At 73.9% G+C, this 17,962-nt stretch carries 14 protein-coding genes; 12 read left to right on the top strand and 2 right to left on the bottom strand.

All coding sequences use genetic code 11. From position 1 onward, the window contains the following. Nucleotides 1-12: 12 nt before the first annotated feature. Complete coding sequence (locus ACH4SE_RS15555; protein ID WP_398543898.1) at nt 13-876, bottom strand: thioesterase family protein; 864 nt, start codon at nt 874-876, stop codon at nt 13-15. A gap of 211 nt (nt 877-1,087) precedes the next feature. Between ACH4SE_RS15555 and mnmA the strand changes: the two genes are divergently transcribed. The 11 genes from mnmA (at nt 1,088) to ACH4SE_RS15500 (ending at nt 15,734) form a co-directional block, all read left to right on the top strand. Continuing rightward, entirely contained in the window at nt 1,088-2,251 is a 1,164-nt protein-coding gene (gene mnmA / locus ACH4SE_RS15550) for a tRNA 2-thiouridine(34) synthase MnmA (protein WP_398543897.1), read from the top strand. Next, entirely contained in the window at nt 2,248-2,778 is a 531-nt protein-coding gene (locus ACH4SE_RS15545; RefSeq protein ID WP_398543896.1) for a TIGR00730 family Rossman fold protein, read from the top strand. Before mnmA ends, ACH4SE_RS15545 begins: the two co-directional genes overlap by 4 nt. Nucleotides 2,779-2,952: 174 nt before the next feature. Next, nucleotides 2,953-3,654, top strand: coding sequence for an SDR family oxidoreductase (locus ACH4SE_RS15540; protein ID WP_398543895.1), 702 nt, complete (start codon nt 2,953-2,955; stop codon nt 3,652-3,654). A 79-nt stretch (nt 3,655-3,733) separates the two neighbouring features. Beyond that, a complete protein-coding gene (locus ACH4SE_RS15535) occupies nt 3,734-4,687 on the top strand; it encodes a methionine synthase (RefSeq protein ID WP_398544098.1) in 954 nt (317 codons plus the stop codon). 17 nt (nt 4,688-4,704) lie between these two features. Next, entirely contained in the window at nt 4,705-6,957 is a 2,253-nt protein-coding gene (gene ligA / locus ACH4SE_RS15530; protein ID WP_398543894.1) for an NAD-dependent DNA ligase LigA, read from the top strand. A gap of 218 nt (nt 6,958-7,175) precedes the next feature. Beyond that, entirely contained in the window at nt 7,176-9,410 is a 2,235-nt protein-coding gene (locus tag ACH4SE_RS15525; RefSeq protein WP_398543893.1) for a putative bifunctional diguanylate cyclase/phosphodiesterase, read from the top strand. Between the two features lie 270 nt (nt 9,411-9,680). Continuing rightward, nucleotides 9,681-9,974 carry an Asp-tRNA(Asn)/Glu-tRNA(Gln) amidotransferase subunit GatC gene (gatC, locus tag ACH4SE_RS15520; RefSeq protein ID WP_398543892.1) on the top strand — a complete coding sequence of 98 codons (294 nt, stop codon included), beginning with the start codon at nt 9,681-9,683 and terminating at the stop codon, nt 9,972-9,974. 4 nt (nt 9,975-9,978) lie between these two features. After that, entirely contained in the window at nt 9,979-11,472 is a 1,494-nt protein-coding gene (gene gatA / locus ACH4SE_RS15515; RefSeq protein WP_398543891.1) for an Asp-tRNA(Asn)/Glu-tRNA(Gln) amidotransferase subunit GatA, read from the top strand. Continuing rightward, entirely contained in the window at nt 11,469-11,696 is a 228-nt protein-coding gene (locus ACH4SE_RS15510; RefSeq protein WP_398543890.1) for a hypothetical protein, read from the top strand. Before gatA ends, ACH4SE_RS15510 begins: the two co-directional genes overlap by 4 nt. Nucleotides 11,697-11,718: 22 nt before the next feature. Next, nucleotides 11,719-13,227, top strand: coding sequence for an Asp-tRNA(Asn)/Glu-tRNA(Gln) amidotransferase subunit GatB (gene gatB, locus ACH4SE_RS15505; RefSeq protein WP_398543889.1), 1,509 nt, complete (start codon nt 11,719-11,721; stop codon nt 13,225-13,227). A gap of 206 nt (nt 13,228-13,433) precedes the next feature. After that, on the top strand, nt 13,434-15,734 hold the full coding sequence (locus ACH4SE_RS15500; protein ID WP_398543888.1) for an MMPL family transporter: 2,301 nt from the start codon (nt 13,434-13,436) through the stop codon (nt 15,732-15,734). Here the strand turns inward: ACH4SE_RS15500 and ACH4SE_RS15495 are convergent. Beyond that, nucleotides 15,623-17,374 carry a protein kinase gene (locus tag ACH4SE_RS15495; protein ID WP_398543887.1) on the bottom strand — a complete coding sequence of 584 codons (1,752 nt, stop codon included), beginning with the start codon at nt 17,372-17,374 and terminating at the stop codon, nt 15,623-15,625. The genes ACH4SE_RS15500 and ACH4SE_RS15495 overlap by 112 nt on opposite strands. Before the next feature lie 307 nt (nt 17,375-17,681). On the opposite strand from ACH4SE_RS15495, the gene ACH4SE_RS15490 reads away from it, so the two are divergent. Continuing rightward, a complete protein-coding gene (locus ACH4SE_RS15490; RefSeq protein WP_398543886.1) occupies nt 17,682-17,894 on the top strand; it encodes a hypothetical protein in 213 nt (70 codons plus the stop codon). The last annotated feature ends 68 nt before the right edge of the window (nt 17,895-17,962 follow it).

The following is a 17,962-nucleotide window of genomic DNA, read 5'->3' as shown; positions in this document are numbered from 1 at the left end:
GAGCCGCCGGGGTCAGGCGCGCAGAGCCCGCGCCAGCTGGCGGGACTGCGCCACCAGCCGGTCCTGGGAGTCCCAGACCTCGGCGTCCTCCTCCAGCAGCCCGCCCGCCAGGTTGCGGGTGGTGATCGAGACCCGCACCGGCCCCGGCGCCGGGAGGGCCCGCAGGTGGACGGTCAGCTCGACCGTCGGCACCCACCCGGCCAGGCCCAGGTCGAAGGCGGTCGGCGGCAGGGCGTCGACGGCCAGCAGCAGGGACAGCGCGTCGTGGTCGCGCCCGTCCGCCAGGCCCAGCCACCCGCGCATCTCGCCCGCGCCGGACGGCGCGCCCACCGCCCAGCCGGCGGTCGCCGGGTCCAGGCGCAGATCGAGCCGGCCGAGGATCGCGGTGGAGCCGGTGACCGGACCGCCGCCGGGCGGCGCGTCCTGCGAGCCGACGCAGTCCCCGTAGGACGGCATGAGCGGCGGCTTGGCCGAGGTGCGGACGTCGCCGGGGAGCGCCGCGAGGTCGCCGTAGCCGGCGATCACCCGGATCCGCTCGACCTCGCGTCCCTCGGCGTCGCGCTGGAAGAGCGAGGCCTGCCCGGTGGACATGCTGCGCCCGGCCCGCACCGTCTGCGTCCTGATGACCGCGGGCCCGGGCTCGGAGGCCGTCAGGTAGTGCGCCGTGACGGTCAGCGGGTCGGGGTGCGGCAGCGCGGCGCGCAGCGCGCGGGCGACGACGGCCAGCAGGTAGCCGCCGTTGACGGCCCGGATGATCGTCCAGCCCCCGGAGAGCTCTGCGTCGTACGTGCCCGGTTCGTCCGCCCGTGCGACCACCGTGGTGTCGCGGTCGAACTCGCTGTCCCCGACGGCCGCGCGGGCCGGTGCATCTGCCATGGATCGATGTTACCCATCGGTAGTCGGCGGTTGTCCAGTCCCGGGGACAGTCTCCCGCGTCACCGTCCCGGCGAGGGCCGCACCGGTCCTCACGCGGCAACTCCCGGGGCACGCACGCCCCTTCCGCCTGCACCAGGCCCGGTCCGCCCGGGTGTGCGGGCCTGTGGACAACCGGCGGGGGCCGTCCGGGGCGGGCCGTTACCCTGGACAGGTGAACGACTTCCCCCAGCCCGCAGAGCCGCGCAAGCTGCGCGTGCTCGCCGCCATGAGCGGCGGTGTCGACTCCGCGGTGGCCGCCGCCCGCGCCGCCGAGGCCGGGCATGACGTGACCGGTGTCCACCTGGCCCTGTCGGCGGATCCGCAGAGCTTCCGGACGGGCGCCCGCGGCTGCTGCACGGTGGAGGATTCGCGTGACGCGCGCCGTGCGGCCGACGTCATCGGCATCCCCTACTACGTCTGGGATCTCGCCGAGCGCTTCCGTGAGGACGTGGTGGCGGACTTCGTCGCCGAGTACGCCGCCGGCCGCACCCCGAACCCGTGCCTGCGGTGCAACGAGAAGATCAAGTTCGCCGCGCTGCTCGACAAGGCGCTCGCGCTCGGCTTCGACGCGGTCTGCACCGGTCACTACGCCACGATCGTCACCCGCGAGGACGGCGCCCGAGAGCTGCACCGCGCCGGCGACGCGGCCAAGGACCAGTCGTACGTCCTCGGCGTGCTCGACGAGCGGCAGCTCGCCCACGCCATGTTCCCGCTCGGCGACACCCCGGCCACCAAGGACGAGATCCGCGCGGAGGCCGAGCGGCGCGGCCTGGCCGTCGCCCGCAAGCCCGACAGCCACGACATCTGCTTCATCGCGGACGGCGACACCCAGGGCTTCCTCGCCCGCCGGCTCGGCAGCGCCGAGGGCGCGATCGTCGACGAGAGCGGCGAGCGGGTCGGCACCCACCAGGGCGCGTACGGCTTCACCATCGGCCAGCGCAAGGGCCTGCGGCTCGGCGTCCCCGCCGACGACGGCAAGCCGCGCTACGTGCTGGACATCTCGCCGGTCGACAACACCGTGACGGTCGGCCCGGTCGAGGCGCTCGACGTCACGTCGCTCACCGCGATCCGCCCGCGCTGGTGCGGCGCCCCGCCGGCCGGCCCCGCGGCGTACACGGCGCAGCTGCGTGCCCACGGCGAGGACGTCCCGGTGACGGCCGAGCCCCACGGGGACGAGCTGCACGTCCGTTTCGACGCCCCCGTCCGGGGCGTCGCCCCCGGCCAGGCGGTCGTCCTCTACGACGGCACCCGCGTCGTGGGCTCGGCCACCATCGCCACCACCGACCGTGCCGCGCGCACGACCCGTCACCAGGAGAAGCCCGCGGTGAACGTATGAACATCGGAGTGTTCCTGTCGGCTGCCGACCTGAGCGAGGAGTACACGCAGCCGGCCCGCGAGTTCGGCAAGCTGATGGGCGAGGGCGGCCACACCCTGGTGTGGGGCGGCTCCGAGTCCGGCCTGATGAAGGTCCTCGCCGACAGCGTCCAGGAGGCGGGCGGACGGCTCGTCGGCGTCTCGGTGGAGTTCCTGCAGCACAAGGCGCGGAAGAACGCCGACGAGATGATCGTCACCGTGGATCTCGCCGCGCGCAAGGCCGAACTGCTGCGCCGCAGCGACGCCCTCGTCGTGATGGTCGGCGGCACCGGCACGCTGGACGAGGCCACCGAGATCCTGGAGCTGAAGAAGCACGGACTGCACTCCAAACCGGTGGTCCTGCTGGGCAGCGCCGGTTTCTACGACGGCCTGGAGCTCCAGCTGCGCAGGATGGACGCCGAGGGCTTCCTGCCCCTGCCGCTGTCCCAGCTCGTCCACTTCGCCTCCGACGGGGCGGACGCGCTGGCCTACATAGGGGAGCAGCTGTGAGCGACGCACGCGAGGCCGCCGGCCTGCGGCCGGCCGGTGGGGCGCGCCTTCGCCGAGTGGGCGGAGAAGCGAACGGGGAGCAGTTGTGAGCGACGCACGCGAGGCCGCCGGCCTGCGGACGGCCGGTGGGGCGCGCCTTCGCCGGGTGGGCGGAGAAGCGAACGGGGAGCAGCTGTGAGCGACGCACGCCGCGTGCATCTCGTCACCGGGGCCGGGTCGGGGATCGGGAGCGCCGTCGCGCGGCGGCTGCTGGAGCGCGGGGACGAGGTCTGGCTGCTGGCCAGGAACGCCGCCCGGGCGCGGCAGCTCGCCGAGCTGCATGCGGGCGCCCGCACGCTCGTCGGGGATCTCGCCGAGCCGGCCCGGCTCTCCTGGGCGATCGGCCACCAGTCGCCGCCGAACCGGCTCGACTCGCTGCTGCACGTCGCCGGCACGGTCGAGCTGGGTCTCGTCGGCGACCTGACGCCGAAGGTCTGGCAGGAGACGCTCGCCGTCAACCTCATGGGCCCCGCCGAGCTGACCCGGCTGCTGCTGCCCCAGCTGCGGCTGTCCCGCGGCAGCGTGGTCTTCGTCAACTCCACCTCCGGCCTGAGCGTGAGCGGTGAGTGGAGCGCGTACGGTGCGAGCAAGTTCGGGCTGCGCGCGCTGGCCGACGCGCTGCGCGCCGAGGAGCACGCGGCGGGCGTGCGGGTGACGTCCGTCTACCCGAGCCGCACCGCGACACCCATGCAGCAGAAGGTCCACCAGCAGGAGGGCAAGTCCTACGACCCCTCGCGCTGGATCGACCCGGAGTCGGTGGCCACCACCGTCCTGGCCGCCCTGGACCTGCCGCGGGACGCCGAGCTGACCGACCTCACCGTCCGCCCGGGCCGGTGAGGCGCGGCCCGCGGGCTACCCTTCGGGCGTGATCAGCGACCTGCACCTCCCCCCGGCCACCGCCACCGGCGTCGGCTCGATGCCCGGCACCGACGCCCGCGAGGCGGCCCGTGTGAGCACCGAGGCCCCGCAGGGCCTCCCGTTCCTGCCCGAGCTGCCCGCGCGCGGTCCCGGCGCGGACATGATCGGCCGCAGCGTGGGCCTGCTCGCGGAGCTGTACGCCCGCCTGGAGCCCAGCGGCTGGCGTTTCGGCGACCGCCCGGGCCGGGACACCCGGCGGGCGCGCTCCTGGCTGGGGGAGGATCTGGACGCCCTGGAGGAGTTCACCCAGGGCTACGAGGGCCCGCTCAAGCTCCAGGCCGTCGGGCCGTGGACGCTCGCGGCGTCCGTGGAGACCCGGCACGGCGAGGCGGCGCTGGGCGACCCGGGCGCCTGCCGTGATCTGGCGGGCTCGCTCGCGGAGGGCCTGGCGGCGCACCTGGCGGACGTCCGGCGCCGGGTGCCGGGCGCGCAGCCGGTGCTGCAACTGGACGAGCCGTCCCTGACGGCGGTGCTGGGCGGCCGGGTCCGCACCGCGAGCGGCTACCGCACCTACCGGGCGGTGGACCGCGCGGTCGTGGAGCAGACGCTCCGCGAACTGATCGCGGCGGCCGGGGTGCCGGTGCTCGTCCACTCCTGCGCCCCGGACGTCCCCTTCGGGCTGCTGCGCGCCGCCGGCGTGTCCGGCGTGTCCTTCGACTTCGCCCTGCTCACCGAACGTGACTGGGATGCCGTGGGCGAGGCGGTGGAGGCGGGCACCGCGCTGCTGGCCGGTGTCGTGCCGGGCGCTGACGCCCCATTGTCAGACCCTGCCAGTAGCGTAAGTGGTGTTCGGGCGTTGTGGCGCAGGTTGGGGCTGGCACCGGGGGCGTTGGGGTCCTCCGTCGCCGTGACCCCCTCGTGCGGTCTGGCGGGGGCCTCACCGGCCTATGCCCGTGCCGCTCTCGTGCACTGCGCGCAGGCGGCGCGCTCGCTCGTCGACAACCCTGAGTAGTGAGGAAGGACGGGGTCGTGGAGGACACGGAGATTCCGGCGGAGGCCCGCGAGGAGCACGCGCGCCTTGCCGAGCAGGTCGAAGAGCACCGCTTCCGCTACTACGTCAAGGACGCGCCGGTCGTCAGCGACGCCGAGTTCGACCGGCTGCTGCGCCGGCTGGAGGCGATCGAGGAGGCGCACCCGGCGCTGCGCACCCCGGATTCCCCGACGCAGAAGGTCGCCGGCTCGTACGAGACGGAGTTCACCTCCGTCGAGCACCGCGAGCGACTGCTGTCGCTGGACAACGCGTTCACCGACGAGGAGCTGACGACCTGGGCGGACCGGGTCGCCGCGGAGCTGGGCCCGCCGGACAACGGCCACCACCCCTACCACTTCCTGTGCGAGCTGAAGGTCGACGGCCTCGCCGTCAACCTGACGTACGAGAACGGCCGGCTGACGCGCGGCGCGACGCGCGGCGACGGCCGCACCGGCGAGGACATCACGCCCAACGTGCGGACGATCGCCGGCATCCCCGAGCGCCTCTCGGGCGAGCGCGTACCGGAGCTCGTCGAGGTCCGCGGCGAGGTCTACTTCCCCGGCGAGAAGTTCGAGGAGCTCAACGCCCGGCTGGTCGAGGCCGGCGAGAAGCCCTTCGCCAACCCGCGCAACGCCGCGGCCGGCTCCCTGCGCCAGAAGGACCCGCGGATCACCGCCTCCCGCCCGCTGCAGATGGTCGTGCACGGCATCGGCGCCCGCGAGGGCTTCACCATCGACTGCCAGTCGCACGCGTACGAGCTGCTGCGCGAATGGGGCCTGCCCACCGCGCGGCACAACAAGGTCGCCGGCAGCCTCGACGAGGTGCGCGCCTTCATCGCCCACTACGGCGACCACCGGCTCGACGTGGAGCACGAGATCGACGGCGTGGTCGTCAAGGTCGACGAGATCCCGCTGCAGGGCCGCCTCGGCTCCACCTCGCGCGCGCCGCGCTGGGCCATCGCCTGGAAGTACCCGCCGCAGGAGGTCAACACCAAGCTGGTGGAGATCCGCGTCGGCGTCGGACGCACCGGCCGGGTGACGCCCTTCGCCGTCGTCGAGCCGGTCACGGTGGCCGGCTCCGAGGTGGAGTTCGCCACGCTGCACAACCAGGACGTGGTCAAGAAGAAGGGCGTCCTGATCGGCGACACCGTGGTGCTGCGCAAGGCCGGCGACGTCATCCCGGAGATCCTCGGCCCGGTGGTGGACCTGCGGGACGGGACGGAGCGGGAGTTCGTCATGCCCGCCGAGTGCCCGGACTGCGGCACCCCCCTGCAGCCGATGAAGGAGGGCGACGTCGACCTGCGCTGCCCCAACGCCCGCTACTGCCCCGCCCAGTTGCGCGAGCGCGTCTACTACCTCGCCGGCCGCCGCAGCCTGGACATCGAGGCGCTCGGCTACGTCGCCGCGACGGCCCTGACCCAGCCGCTGGACGCCGAGCCGCCGCTCAGGGACGAGGGCGACCTGTTCTCGCTGGACATCGAGAGCCTGCTGCCGATCCGCTCCTACGTCCTGGACCAGGACAGCGGCCTGCCCAAGCGGGATCCGGAGACGGGCGAGCCCAAGATCGTCACCTTCTTCGCCAACCAGAAGGGCGAGCCGAAGAAGAACGCGCTGGCGATGCTGGACAACATCACGGCCGCCAAGGACCGCCCGCTGGCCCGCGTCATCACGGGGCTGTCCATCCGCCACGTGGGGCCGGTCGCCGCCGCGGCGCTGGCCCGCGAGTTCCGCGACCTCGACCGCATCATGACGGCGGCCGAGGAGGAGCTGGCGGCGGTCGACGGTGTCGGGCCCACGATCGCCGCGTCCGTCAAGCAGTGGTTCGCCGAGGAGTGGCACCAGGAGATCATCCGGAAGTGGCGGGAGGCCGGTGTCACCTTCACCGAGAAGGGCTCGGACGAAGGGCCGAGGCCACTCGAAGGAGTGACGGTCGTCGTGACCGGAACGCTCTCGGCTTATACCCGGGATGGCGCAAAAGAGGCCCTGGGCAGCCGAGGTGCGAAAGTCACCGGTTCGGTGTCCAAGAAAACGGACTTCGTGGTCGCCGGCGACAATCCGGGATCCAAGTTCGACAAAGCCGTGCAGCTCAAAGTGCCGGTGCTGGACGAAGCGGGCTTCACCGCCCTGCTCACGGACGGTCCGGAGGCCGCCCGGGCAATGGCGGTGAATCCCGCGGAGCCCGCGGACACGGGGGAAGCGGCCGGCGCCGCGGAGGGCCCGGGCAGCACCGAAACGGCCGCCGAATCCGGCTGAATGGCCCGGAGATGTCACTCGATCGGCCTATATCAGAATACGTCGATGTGCCTGGTCGCATTCGGGCAACCCCGTTCGATCGGTGCCCGGGACGGCGCCCGGCGGCCTAGTGTTGAGACGCGTCCCCGCCGCGGCGATACGTTCCGGCAGCCGGAACTCCTCGGCGCTCAGGGGGCAATGCCACCTGCTTGCTTCACCGGGCTGGAAGAGGGACGGGCATGCATCCGACGGAGAGTGCCGCAACGGCGCCGCTGCCGCCGCGCGCTCCCGCCGCGCTGCCCTCCCTCGCCCCGTCCCTGTCCCGCTCGCTGGTGCGCACCGCGGTACCGCCCGCCGCGGTGATCTGCCTGGCCGTCGGCATCTGCCGGGCGCTGGAGCACGGCCACGCCCTCTTCCCCGCCGGCACGGGGGGCTGGGGCTTCGCGATCCTGACCGGCATCATCGTCGGCCATCTGGTGGCCATCGGCCGCGACCGCTGGTGGGGCGGCACCGGATCCGGTGCCGCCCTCACGCTCGCCATGCTGCTGGTGCACGGCTGGGTGTCCGCCCTGCTGGTCAGCCTCGCCGTCGTCACCCTGGTGGGCGCCGCCCGGCGGCACCGGTGGCGGCAGGCCGCGCTGTACGGCTCCATCGACATCCTCGGCCTCGGCGCCGGCGCCGCCGTGCTCAGCCTGTGCGGCGCCCATCCGTCGGTCGAGCACCCCTGGGCCCCCGACGTCTGGTCGCTGACCGCCGCCCCGATCGTCGCCGTCGCCGCGCTGACGTACCTGGCCGCGACCCGCGCCCTGCTGTGGTGCGCCTTCGCGCCGCGCGGCGGCGGCCTGCCCACCGTCGCCCGCTCCGCCCTCATGCGGCAGGGCATGCTGGGCTGCGCGCTGCTCGGCATCTCCCCGCTCATCCTGGTCGTCGCGTGCGACAAGCCCGCGCTGCTGCCGCTGTTCTCGGTGCCGCTCATCGCGCTGGACTCCACCTTGTGGATCGCCCACGCCCGCGCCGAGGAGCAGTTGCGCGACCCGCTCACCGGGCTGCCCAACCGCCAGTGGCTGCTGGAGCGCGCCTGGAGCGCGCTGGACGACGCCCAGGAGGACTGCGAGCGCGCCGAGCCCGGCTTCCTGGCCGCGTCCGGCGGTACGGGCACGCACCCGCCGGACGGCTGCGGCCGCGTCGGGCTGATCCTCATCGACCTGGACAAGTTCCGCTCCGTCAACGACACCCTCGGCCACCGTGCGGGCGACCGGCTGCTGCTCCAGGTCGCCGACCGGCTGCGCACCGCCCTTCCGCGTGGTGCCGAGGCCGCCCGGCTCGGCGGGGACGAGTTCGCCGTCCTGCTGCCGGGGTGCGACTCCACCACCCGCGCCCAGCGCGTCGCCCGCACCCTCGTCGCCGCCCTCGCCTCACCCCTCAGCCTCGACGGCCTGTCCCTGGTGCTGGAGGCCAGCGCGGGCGTCGCCGTCTTCCCGGACCACGCCCTGGACGCCGAGGGCCTGCTGCGCCGCGCGGACGTCGCCATGTACCAGGCCAAACGCGACCGCAGCGGCGTCGAGGTCTACGAGGCCACGCGCGACGGGAACACCCCCGACCGGCTCGGCCTGCTCGGCGACCTGCGCCGGGCGCTCGACTCCGGCGACGTCGAGCTCCACTACCAGCCCAAGGTGCGCTTCGACGGCCGGGTCGCCGGCCTGGAGGCCCTGGTCCGCTGGGAGCATCCGGAGCGGGGCCGGGTCAGCCCCGACGAGTTCATCACCATGGCCGAGACGTCCGGCCTGATGCCGCTGCTCACCGAATACGTGCTGGACACCGCGCTCGCCCAGGTCGCCCGCTGGCGCGAACTGGGCCTCGACGTGCCGGTCGCCGTCAACGTCTCGCCGCGCGACGTCCACAGCCCGGGCTTCGCCGGCACGGTCGCCGCCCGGCTGGCGCGGCACCAGGTGCCGCCGCACTGCCTCCAGTTGGAGATCACCGAGCACGTCCTGCTGGAGGATCCGCAGCGGGCCGCCGACACCCTCCTCGGACTCACCGGCCACGGCGTCACGATGTCCCTCGACGACTTCGGCACCGGCTACTCCTCCCTCGTCCACCTGCGCCGGCTGCCGGTCAGCGAATTGAAGATCGACCGCTCCTTCGTGGCCCGGCTCGTCGTCGACACCGAGGACGCGGAGATCGTGCGCTGCACCGTCGACCTGGCCCACTCGCTGGGCCTCATGGTCGTCGCGGAGGGCGTCGAGGACGACGAGACGTGGGAGCGGCTGCGCGACCTGCGGTGCGACGCGGTGCAGGGGTGGCTGGTCGCCGCCGCGATGCCGCCCGAGGAGGCCACGAAGTGGCTCCTCGCCCGAGGCGAGCGCGGCGCCCTCCCGGCGTCCGCCGCCGCGGCGGCCCGCCGGGCCCTTCCCCCCGCGGGCGGGTCCGCGCCCTCGGCGGTGCCGGCCGTCGCACCGGTCGAGCGCCTGTAGCCCGCGGGGAACCGCGCGCGGCCGGCCGCCACCCGCCGGCCGGTGGCCCGGTACGGAACCGGACCGCCCCTGCCGGCCAGTGACGAGCCGCGCCCCGGTGGCGGGCCGGGCGCGTCCGGCGAAAACGCCCGCCCCGCGCGGCAGGCGCCGCCCCCTCCGAGGCGAAGGCCGCGGCCTCCCGGCCCCCCGCAGGGGTAACGGCTTCGCGGGCGCGGGGCCGAGCCCCATAGGATTGGGGCCCACACCGTTGTCTCACCCGCAGAGGATCGAATGAGCATCACGCGCGAGGAGGTAGCCCACCTCGGCCGGCTGGCACGGCTGGAGCTGTCCGCCGATGAGCTGGACCACTTCGCCGGACAGCTTGACGACATCATCGGCGCGGTCGCCCGCGTCTCGGAGGTGGCCGGCGAGGACGTCCCGCCGACCTCGCACCCGCTGCCGCTGACGAACGTGATGCGTCCGGACACCGTCCGGCCGTCGCTCACCCCGCAGCAGGCGCTGTCGGGCGCCCCGGCGCAGGAGCAGCAGCGCTTCAAGGTGCCGCAGATCCTGGGGGAGGACTGATCCGATGACGGACATCATCAGGCTGACCGCCGCGCAGACGGCGGAGAAGATCGCGTCCGGCGAGCTGACCGCGGTCGAGGTGACCGAGGCGCACCTGGCCCGCATCGAGGCCGTGGACGAGAAGGTGCACGCCTTCCTGCACGTCGACCGGGAGGGCGCCCTCGCGCAGGCCCGCGCGGTGGACGCCAAGCGCGCCGCGGGTGAGCCGCTGGGCCCGCTGGCCGGTGTGCCGCTGGCGATGAAGGACATCTTCACCACCGAGGGCGTGCCCACCACGGTCGGTTCGAAGATCCTGGAGGGCTGGATCCCGCCCTACGACTCGACGGTCACGAAGAAGCTCAAGGCCGCCGACGTGGTGATCCTGGGCAAGACCAACATGGACGAGTTCGCGATGGGCTCCTCCACCGAGAACAGCGCTTTCGGCCCGACCGGCAACCCGTGGGACCTGACGCGTATCCCGGGCGGTTCCGGCGGTGGCAGCGCCGCGGCGCTCGCGGCGTACGAGGCCCCGCTCGCGCTCGGCACGGACACCGGCGGCTCCATCCGGCAGCCCGCGTCGGTGACGGGCACGGTCGGCGTCAAGCCCACCTACGGCGGTGTGTCCCGCTACGGCATGGTGGCCTTCTCGTCCTCGCTCGACCAGGGCGGCCCCTGCGCCCGTACGGTGCTGGACGCGGCGCTGCTGCACGAGGTCATCGGCGGCCACGACCCGCTGGACTCGACGTCGATCGACGGCCCCTTGCCGCCGGTCGTCGAGGCGGCCCGCAGCGGTGACGTGCGCGGGATGCGCATCGGCGTCGTCAAGGAGCTGGGCGGCGAGGGCTACCAGCCCGGTGTGGTGCAGCGCTTCCAGGAGTCGGTGGAGGTGCTGCGCGAGCTGGGCGCGGAGGTCGTGGAGATCTCCTGCCCGTCGTTCGTGTACGCGCTCGCCGCGTACTACCTGATCGCGCCCTCGGAGTGCTCCAGCAACCTGGCCCGCTTCGACGCGATGCGCTACGGCCTGCGGGTCGGCGACGACGGCACGAAGTCCGCCGAGGAGGTCACCGCGCTCACGCGCGAGGCGGGTTTCGGCGCCGAGGTCAAGCGCCGCATCATCCTCGGCACCTATGCGCTGAGCTCCGGCTACTACGACGCGTACTACGGCTCGGCCCAGAAGGTCCGCACGCTGATCACGCGCGACTTCGAGAAGGCCTTCGAGCAGGTCGACGTGCTGGTGTCGCCGACCACGCCGACCACTGCGTTCCCGCTCGGGGAGCGGGTAGACGACCCGCTGGCGATGTACCTGGTCGACCTGTGCACCATCCCGGTCAACCTCGCGGGCAACGCGGCGATGTCGCTGCCCTGCGGGCTCGCGCCGGAGGACGGTCTACCGGTGGGCCTGCAGATCATCGCTCCCGCACTCAAGGACGACCGGCTCTACCGGGTCGGCGCCGCCGTCGAGGCCGCCTTCGTGACGAAGTGGGGCCACCCGCTGCTTGAGGAGGCACCGCAGCTATGAGCACCAAGGGCAACAAGAAGAAGGGCAAGGCCGGTACGTACCTGGCCATCGGCAGCACGCTCTTCGCCGCCTTCAGCAACGTCAAGAAGGTCCGTACCGCGCGTGGCGAGCACGACACCCTCCAGCTGATCGACGGTCTGATCCGGGTGGCCGCGGTGGCCACCGGTGTGGCCCTGCTGGTCCGGGATCTGCGCCAGCCGGACGACGACGTGCTGACGGACTGACAGGCCAGGAGGAAGAAACCACGTGACCGTCACGGAACTGCTGTCCTACGAGGACGCGCTCGCGGCCTACGACCCGGTGATGGGCCTGGAGGTCCATGTCGAGCTGGGCACCAGGACGAAGATGTTCTGCGGCTGCTCCACCGCGCTGGGCGCCGAGCCCAACTCGCAGGTCTGCCCGACCTGCCTGGGCCTGCCCGGCTCGCTCCCGGTCGTCAACGAGACCGGCGTCGAGTCCGCCATCAAGATCGGCCTCGCGCTGAACTGCCAGATCGCCGAGTGGTGCCGCTTCGCCCGGAAGAACTACTTCTACCCGGACATGCCGAAGAACTTCCAGACGTCGCAGTACGACGAGCCCATCGCGTACGACGGCTACCTGGACGTCCAGCTGGAGGACGGCGAGGTCTTCCGGGTGCTCATCGAGCGCGCCCACATGGAGGAGGACACCGGGAAGTCCACGCACGTCGGCGGCGCCACGGGGCGCATCCACGGCGCCTCCCACTCGCTGCTGGACTACAACCGGGCCGGCATCCCGCTCATCGAGATCGTCACCAAGCCGATCGAGGGCGCGGGCGCCCGCGCCCCCGAGGTGGCCCGCGCCTACGTCGCGGAGCTGCGCGAGCTGATCAAGGCGCTCGGGGTGAGCGAGGCCCGGATGGAGATGGGCCAGATGCGCTGCGACGTCAACCTGTCGCTGCGCCCGCGCGGCGAGCAGAAGTTCGGCACCCGCAGTGAGACCAAGAACGTCAACTCGCTGCGCAGTGTCGAGCGCGCCGCCCGCTTCGAGATCCAGCGGCACGCCGCCGTCCTCGGTTCCGGCGGCACGATCGTGCAGGAGACCCGGCACTTCCACGAGGAGGACGGGTCCACGACCTCCGGGCGCATCAAGGAGGAGGCGGAGGACTACCGCTACTTCCCCGAGCCCGACCTGGTGCCGGTCGCCCCGTCCCGCGCGTGGGTCGAGCAGCTGCGCGCCGGCCTTCCGGAGCTGCCGCGGCTGCGCCGCAAGCGGCTCCAGGAGGAGTGGGGCATCGCCGACCACGAGATGCAGTCGGTGCTCAACGCCGGGGCTCTCGACCTCATCCTCGCCACCATCGCGGAGGGCGCGGACCCCGCGGCCGCGCGCAAGTGGTGGATGGGCGAGCTGGCGCGGCACGCCAACGAGTCCGGCACCGAGCTGGCCGCGGTGCCGATCACCCCGGCGCAGGTCGCCCGGGTCGCGGCGCTCGTCGCCGCGGGCGACCTCAACGACAAGCTGGCCCGCCAGGTCATCGAGGGCGTGCTCGCGGGCGAGGGCGGCCCGGACGAGGTCGTGGACCGGCGCGGCCTGAAGGTCGTCTCGGACGAGGGCGCGCTCGGCAAGGCCGTGGACGACGCGATCGCGGCCAACGGCGCCATCGCGGACAAGATCCGCGGCGGCAACCTGGCGGCGGCCGGCGCGCTCATCGGCGCGGTGATGAAGGCCACCCGGGGCCAGGCGGACGCCAAGCGGGTCCGCGAGCTGGTCCTGGAGAAGCTGGGCGTCCAGGGCTGATCCCGGGCCGCGCCGGCTCCGACCGGCCGGTCCCGCACGGCGCCACGAAGGACGGCACCCCATCCCGGGGGTGCCGTCCTTCGGCATGTCGCGGTGTATTCCTTATCCGTCTTTTACCCCTTGTGAGGAAGGGCACGAAAGTCCCAAAGGATCATTTCCTCCTGCGACAGTGGGGCGGACGTCGAGTACACAGGAGCAGCTGGTTCATGGCCGCACTCGCACGGTGGTGTCTGCACCGCCGCCTCACCGCCGTGCTGCTGTGGCTCGCGGTCCTCGCCGGTCTCACCGCCGCGGCGGGCGTCGCCGGCTCGGCGTACTCCCGCCACTACGAGGCCCCCGGCACCGAGTCCGGGTACGCCGCCGCCCTGCTGCGGGAGGCCTTCCCCGGGCAGGCGGGCGACAGCGACACCGTCGTCTGGCACACCGGGCACGGCACCGTACGCGACGCCGGTGTCCGGCAGACCATGACCGCGGTCCTGGACGAGGCCCGCCACCTGCCCGGCGTCGCCTCGGTCGACAGCCCGTACGCCGCCGACGGCGGGTCGCAGATCAGCGCCGACGGGCGTACCGCCTACGCCGTCGTCGGCTTCGCCGCGGACGCCGACGCCGTACCGCGCGAACAGGCCCAGGCCCTCGTCGACACCGCCACCGCCGCCCGGCACGGCGACCTGCGGGTGGAGCTGGGCGGGCAGGCGGTCGGCAGCACCGAGAGCGCCGGCGCGCACCTCAGCGAGGTCGTCGGGATCGGCGTCGCCGCCGTGGTGCTGCTGATCGTCTTCGGCTCCTTCGCCGCGATGCTGCTGCCCATCGCGACGGCGCTGGTCGGCTGCGGCACCGCCTACATGGCGATCGTGCTGCTCGGCCACGCCATGACCGTCGCCGACTTCGCGCCCGTGCTGGGCATGCTCATCGGGCTCGGCGTCGGCATCGACTACGCCCTCTTCATCGTCAGCAGGCACCGCAGGGGCCTCAAGCGCGGTCTGGACGTCGCCGAGGCCGCGCAGCAGGCCGTCGCCACGACCGGCAGGGCGGTGGTCTTCGCGGGCGGCACGGTGTGCGTGGCGCTGCTCGGCATGCTGGTGCTGCGGCTGAGCTTCCTCAACGGTGTCGCCGTGGCCGCCGCGCTCACCGTGCTCCTCACCGTCGCCGCGTCCGTCACGCTGCTGCCCGCCCTGCTCGGCTACATCGGAGAGCGCGCCCTCAGCCGCCGTGAGCGCCGCGCGCTGGCCGAGCACGGCCCGCGCCCCGAGCCGCCCGCGGGGTTCGCCGCGCGCTGGTCGGCCTTCGTCGAACGGCACCCGAAGCTGCTGGGTGTGGCGGCCGCGGTGCTCATGGCCGTCCTGGCGCTGCCCGCGCTCACCCTCCACCTCGGCACCTCCGACCAGGGCAACGGCCCCGCCCGGGCCACCACCAGGCAGGCCTACGACCTGCTCGCGGACGGCTTCGGGCCGGGTAGCAACGGCCCGCTCACCCTCGTCGCCACCACGGACGGCGCGCAGGCCAGGATCGCCCTCGACCGCCTGCCCGAGACGCTGCGCGACACCCCCGGCGTCGCCGGGGTCAGCCCCGTCGAGCTGTCCGGCGGCACCGGCGTCATCACCGTCACCCCCGACAGCGCCCCGCAGTCCGGCGCCACCTCGCAGCTGGTCGACCGGCTGCGGCACGACGTGCTGCCCGCCGCCGAGCAGGGCAGCGGGCTGCGCGTCTACGTCGGCGGCCCGACGGCGAGCTACGACGACTTCGCGGACGTCGTGGTCGGCAAGCTGCCGCTGTTCGTCGGCAGCGTCGTCGGCCTCGGCTGCGTACTGCTGCTGGTCGCCTTCCGCTCGATCGGCATCCCGGTCAAGGCGGCGGCGATGAACGTCGCCGCGGTCGCGTCGTCCTTCGGCGTCGTCACCGCGGTCTTCCAGTGGGGGTGGGGTGACGAGTGGCTGGGCCTGGGCAGGGCGGGCCCGATCGAGCCCTTCCTGCCGGTGATCATGGTCTCGGTGCTCTTCGGGCTGTCCATGGACTACCAGGTCTTCCTGGTCAGCCGGATGTACGAGGAGTGGCGCGAGACCCGCGACAACTGCCGGGCGGTACGCGTCGGGCTCGCCGAGACCAGCCGGGTGATCACCTCGGCCGCGGTGATCATGATCGCGGTCTTCCTGGCCTTCGTGCTCAGCGGCGACCGGGTCATCGCGATGTTCGGCATCGGCCTGGCCTCCGCCGTCGCGCTCGACGCCTTCGTGCTGCGCACGCTGCTGGTGCCCGCGCTGATGCACGTCCTCGGCGCCGCCAACTGGTGGCTGCCGGGCTGGCTGGACCGCAGGCTGCCGAAGATCAGCATCGAGGGCCCCGCCCCGGCACCGGCCCCGGCCGCCGCCGTGCCGGAGCCCGCGCCGGTGCTGGTGTCTCAGGGGATCAGCGTCGGGTCGCCCAGCACGGCGGTGGGGCAGTTCCCGTCGTCGTCCGAGACCCACTCCACCCGCAGCCGCAGCACGCCGGAGACGTCGAACCCCTTGTGAAACGGCTTCCCGACCGTCGCCCGGTCGCGGAAGATCCGCTTGCCGTCCGCGACGACGGTGAAGGTCTCACCGGTGTTCGGGCTGTTGTCGTCCAGGCCGATCACGACGTCCAGCGTCGTGTACTTCTTGCCGAGGTTGTACTCGGCGTAGCCGTCCAGGCCGCTCGCGTCGCGGTAGCAGTACGACGAGGTGAGCGAGTCCGGGTACTGCACGCCGTCGACGGCCGCGGTGCCGCGCTCCAGGGAGAAGGTGCTCTCGTCGGTGGGGGTGAGGTCGGCGAGCGAGGCCCCGTCCGCGGCCGCGGGGTCCGTGGTGCCGTCGCCTCCGCCGCCGTTCCCGCCGTCGCCGGGACCGGTGGGGGTGCCGGTGCCGTCGCCCGCGGCGGGCTGCTGCGACGTGGGTGAGCCGGGCGAGGTGGGCGAGCCGGCGCCGCCGGCCGAGGCGGGCGGGGCGGAGGAGTGCCCGCCGGCGTCGTCGTCGCCCTTGCCCCCGCCGGACAGGACGACGCCGAGCGCCGCCCCGCCGCCGACGAGCGCCGCCGCCACCACCGCGGCGAGCGTGATCCGCAGGCCACGCTGCCTCTGCGGCGGCGGCGCGGTGACGGCGGGCGCGGCCACGGGCACCGGCGAGCGGAAGACCGGCTGCGGCGCGTGCACCGGCGGTGGCGGGAGGACCGGCGCGGCGGGCGGCCCCTGGGGGACGGGCGGCGGTACGGGCGCGACCGCCGGTACGGGCGGCCGCTCGGGCCGGGTGGCCGACACGACGAGGGAGCGCAGCTCCCGCACCCACCCGGTGAGCGACGCCGGGCGGGACTCCGGGTCCGCCGCGAAGATCGCCGCGACCCGGGCGGCCCTCTGCGGGGCCAGCCCGGCCAGGGCCGGGAGCGCGAGCAGCGCCTCGCGAAGCGTCTCCGGCACCGTCGCCGGGGCCTCGCCGCTCAGCAGGAAGTACGCGATGGCGCCGAAGGCGTAGCGGTCCGTGGCCGGGCTGCGGATCCCCTCGAAGACCTCGGGCGCCGCGAAGCCGGGGGTGAACCACACCTCGGCGGTCTGGTGTTCGGCGGCGAGCTTGCTCAGGCCGAAGTCCACGAGGGTCGCCTGGCCGTGGTCGTCGATCATCACATTGCCGGGGGAGAGGTCCCCGTGCACGACCCGGCGGCCGGAGGGGGTGGCCGAGCCGCTGTGCAGCCAGTCGAGCACTTCCGCGAGCTGTTCCAGGCAGCGCACCGCCGCGCGGCGCTCCTGCGCGGATTCCAGGGTGCGCTCCGCGCGCCAGTCGCGCAGGTCCAGGCCCTGCACGTGGTTCATGACGAGGTAGAGCGCCCGGCCGCCCGACTCCGGCAGGACGCCCGCGGGATGGGCGGACGGCCCCTCGAAGTGCTCCCGGATCCCGACCACGCCGGGCCGGTGCACGAAGCGCAGCAGCTCGGCCTGCTCCCGCCACTTCGCGCTGACCCGCGCGAACAGCTCGGGGGCGAGGGCCTGCCGGTCGTCGAGCATCTTGACGACGACCGGCTCCGTCGCGCCGCCCAGCTCCAGCTCCGCGAGGTAGAGCACGGCTTCGCCGCCGCGGCCGATCGACCGCCGCAGGCGGTATCTGTCGGGCGCGTCGTCCGGCCCTATGTAGGAGGCGGTGTCCACGCCGCTCAACTTACTCCGGGCGGTTCGCCCCGAGGTGCGACTTGAGCCGGTCCGTGCGGCCCCCCGGCCGCAGGCCCGGTGACGCCCCGGCCCCGCGCCCGCCGGCGCCGCGTACCGGGCAGGGCCTTAGGCGCCTCAGCCGCGGGGGCGGCGTGAGGCGCGGGTCTAAGGAGGCGGAGCCCGCGCGGAGCCCGCGGCTAAGGACCCCGCGGGGGCCAGGGTTGGGGCAGGTGCCCGATGCGCGGGGGGTGCCTCACGGACGAGGCTGGAGGCACCGAGAAGGAGACACACTCCCAAGGAGAAGAAGATGTTCGCGTACGAACTGCACCAGGCCCGTAGGGCCGACCTCACGCAGCAGGCCGACCAGTGGCGCCTCGCCCAGCAGGCCAGGGCGGCCCGGGCCGAGCGCCGCGCGGCGGCCCGCCGCTCCGCCGTCAGACCCGCGGTACGAACCGACCGGGAGGCCGCGGAGAGTCCGCGCCCCGAGCGGCACCACCTGCGCGCGCACGGCGCGTCATGACCGCCGCGCCCGCGGAGGCCCCGACGGGGGCCGGGGCCTCCGCTCCCTCCTCCCGGCCGGTCCGGGCG

Origin of the sequence: Streptomyces sp. NPDC020983 (assembly GCF_044333485.1) — a bacterium.
Lineage (GTDB): Bacteria > Actinomycetota > Actinomycetes > Streptomycetales > Streptomycetaceae > Actinacidiphila.
The sequence above is the reverse complement of the archived record's forward strand: the minus strand, read 5'-3'. Positions and strand labels throughout refer to the sequence as shown.

Coding starts and splice junctions, on each gene's coding strand:
- ACH4SE_RS15525 (WP_398543893.1), top strand. CDS start 7,176: ATGCATCCGACGGAGAGTGCCGCAACGGCGCCGCTGCCGCCGCGCGCT.
- ACH4SE_RS15545 (WP_398543896.1), top strand. CDS start 2,248: ATGAACATCGGAGTGTTCCTGTCGGCTGCCGACCTGAGCGAGGAGTAC.
- gatA (WP_398543891.1), top strand. CDS start 9,979: ATGACGGACATCATCAGGCTGACCGCCGCGCAGACGGCGGAGAAGATC.
- ACH4SE_RS15535 (WP_398544098.1), top strand. CDS start 3,734: ATGCCCGGCACCGACGCCCGCGAGGCGGCCCGTGTGAGCACCGAGGCC.
- ACH4SE_RS15555 (WP_398543898.1), bottom strand. CDS start 876: ATGGCAGATGCACCGGCCCGCGCGGCCGTCGGGGACAGCGAGTTCGAC.
- ACH4SE_RS15510 (WP_398543890.1), top strand. CDS start 11,469: ATGAGCACCAAGGGCAACAAGAAGAAGGGCAAGGCCGGTACGTACCTG.
- ACH4SE_RS15500 (WP_398543888.1), top strand. CDS start 13,434: ATGGCCGCACTCGCACGGTGGTGTCTGCACCGCCGCCTCACCGCCGTG.
- ACH4SE_RS15490 (WP_398543886.1), top strand. CDS start 17,682: ATGTTCGCGTACGAACTGCACCAGGCCCGTAGGGCCGACCTCACGCAG.
- gatC (WP_398543892.1), top strand. CDS start 9,681: ATGAGCATCACGCGCGAGGAGGTAGCCCACCTCGGCCGGCTGGCACGG.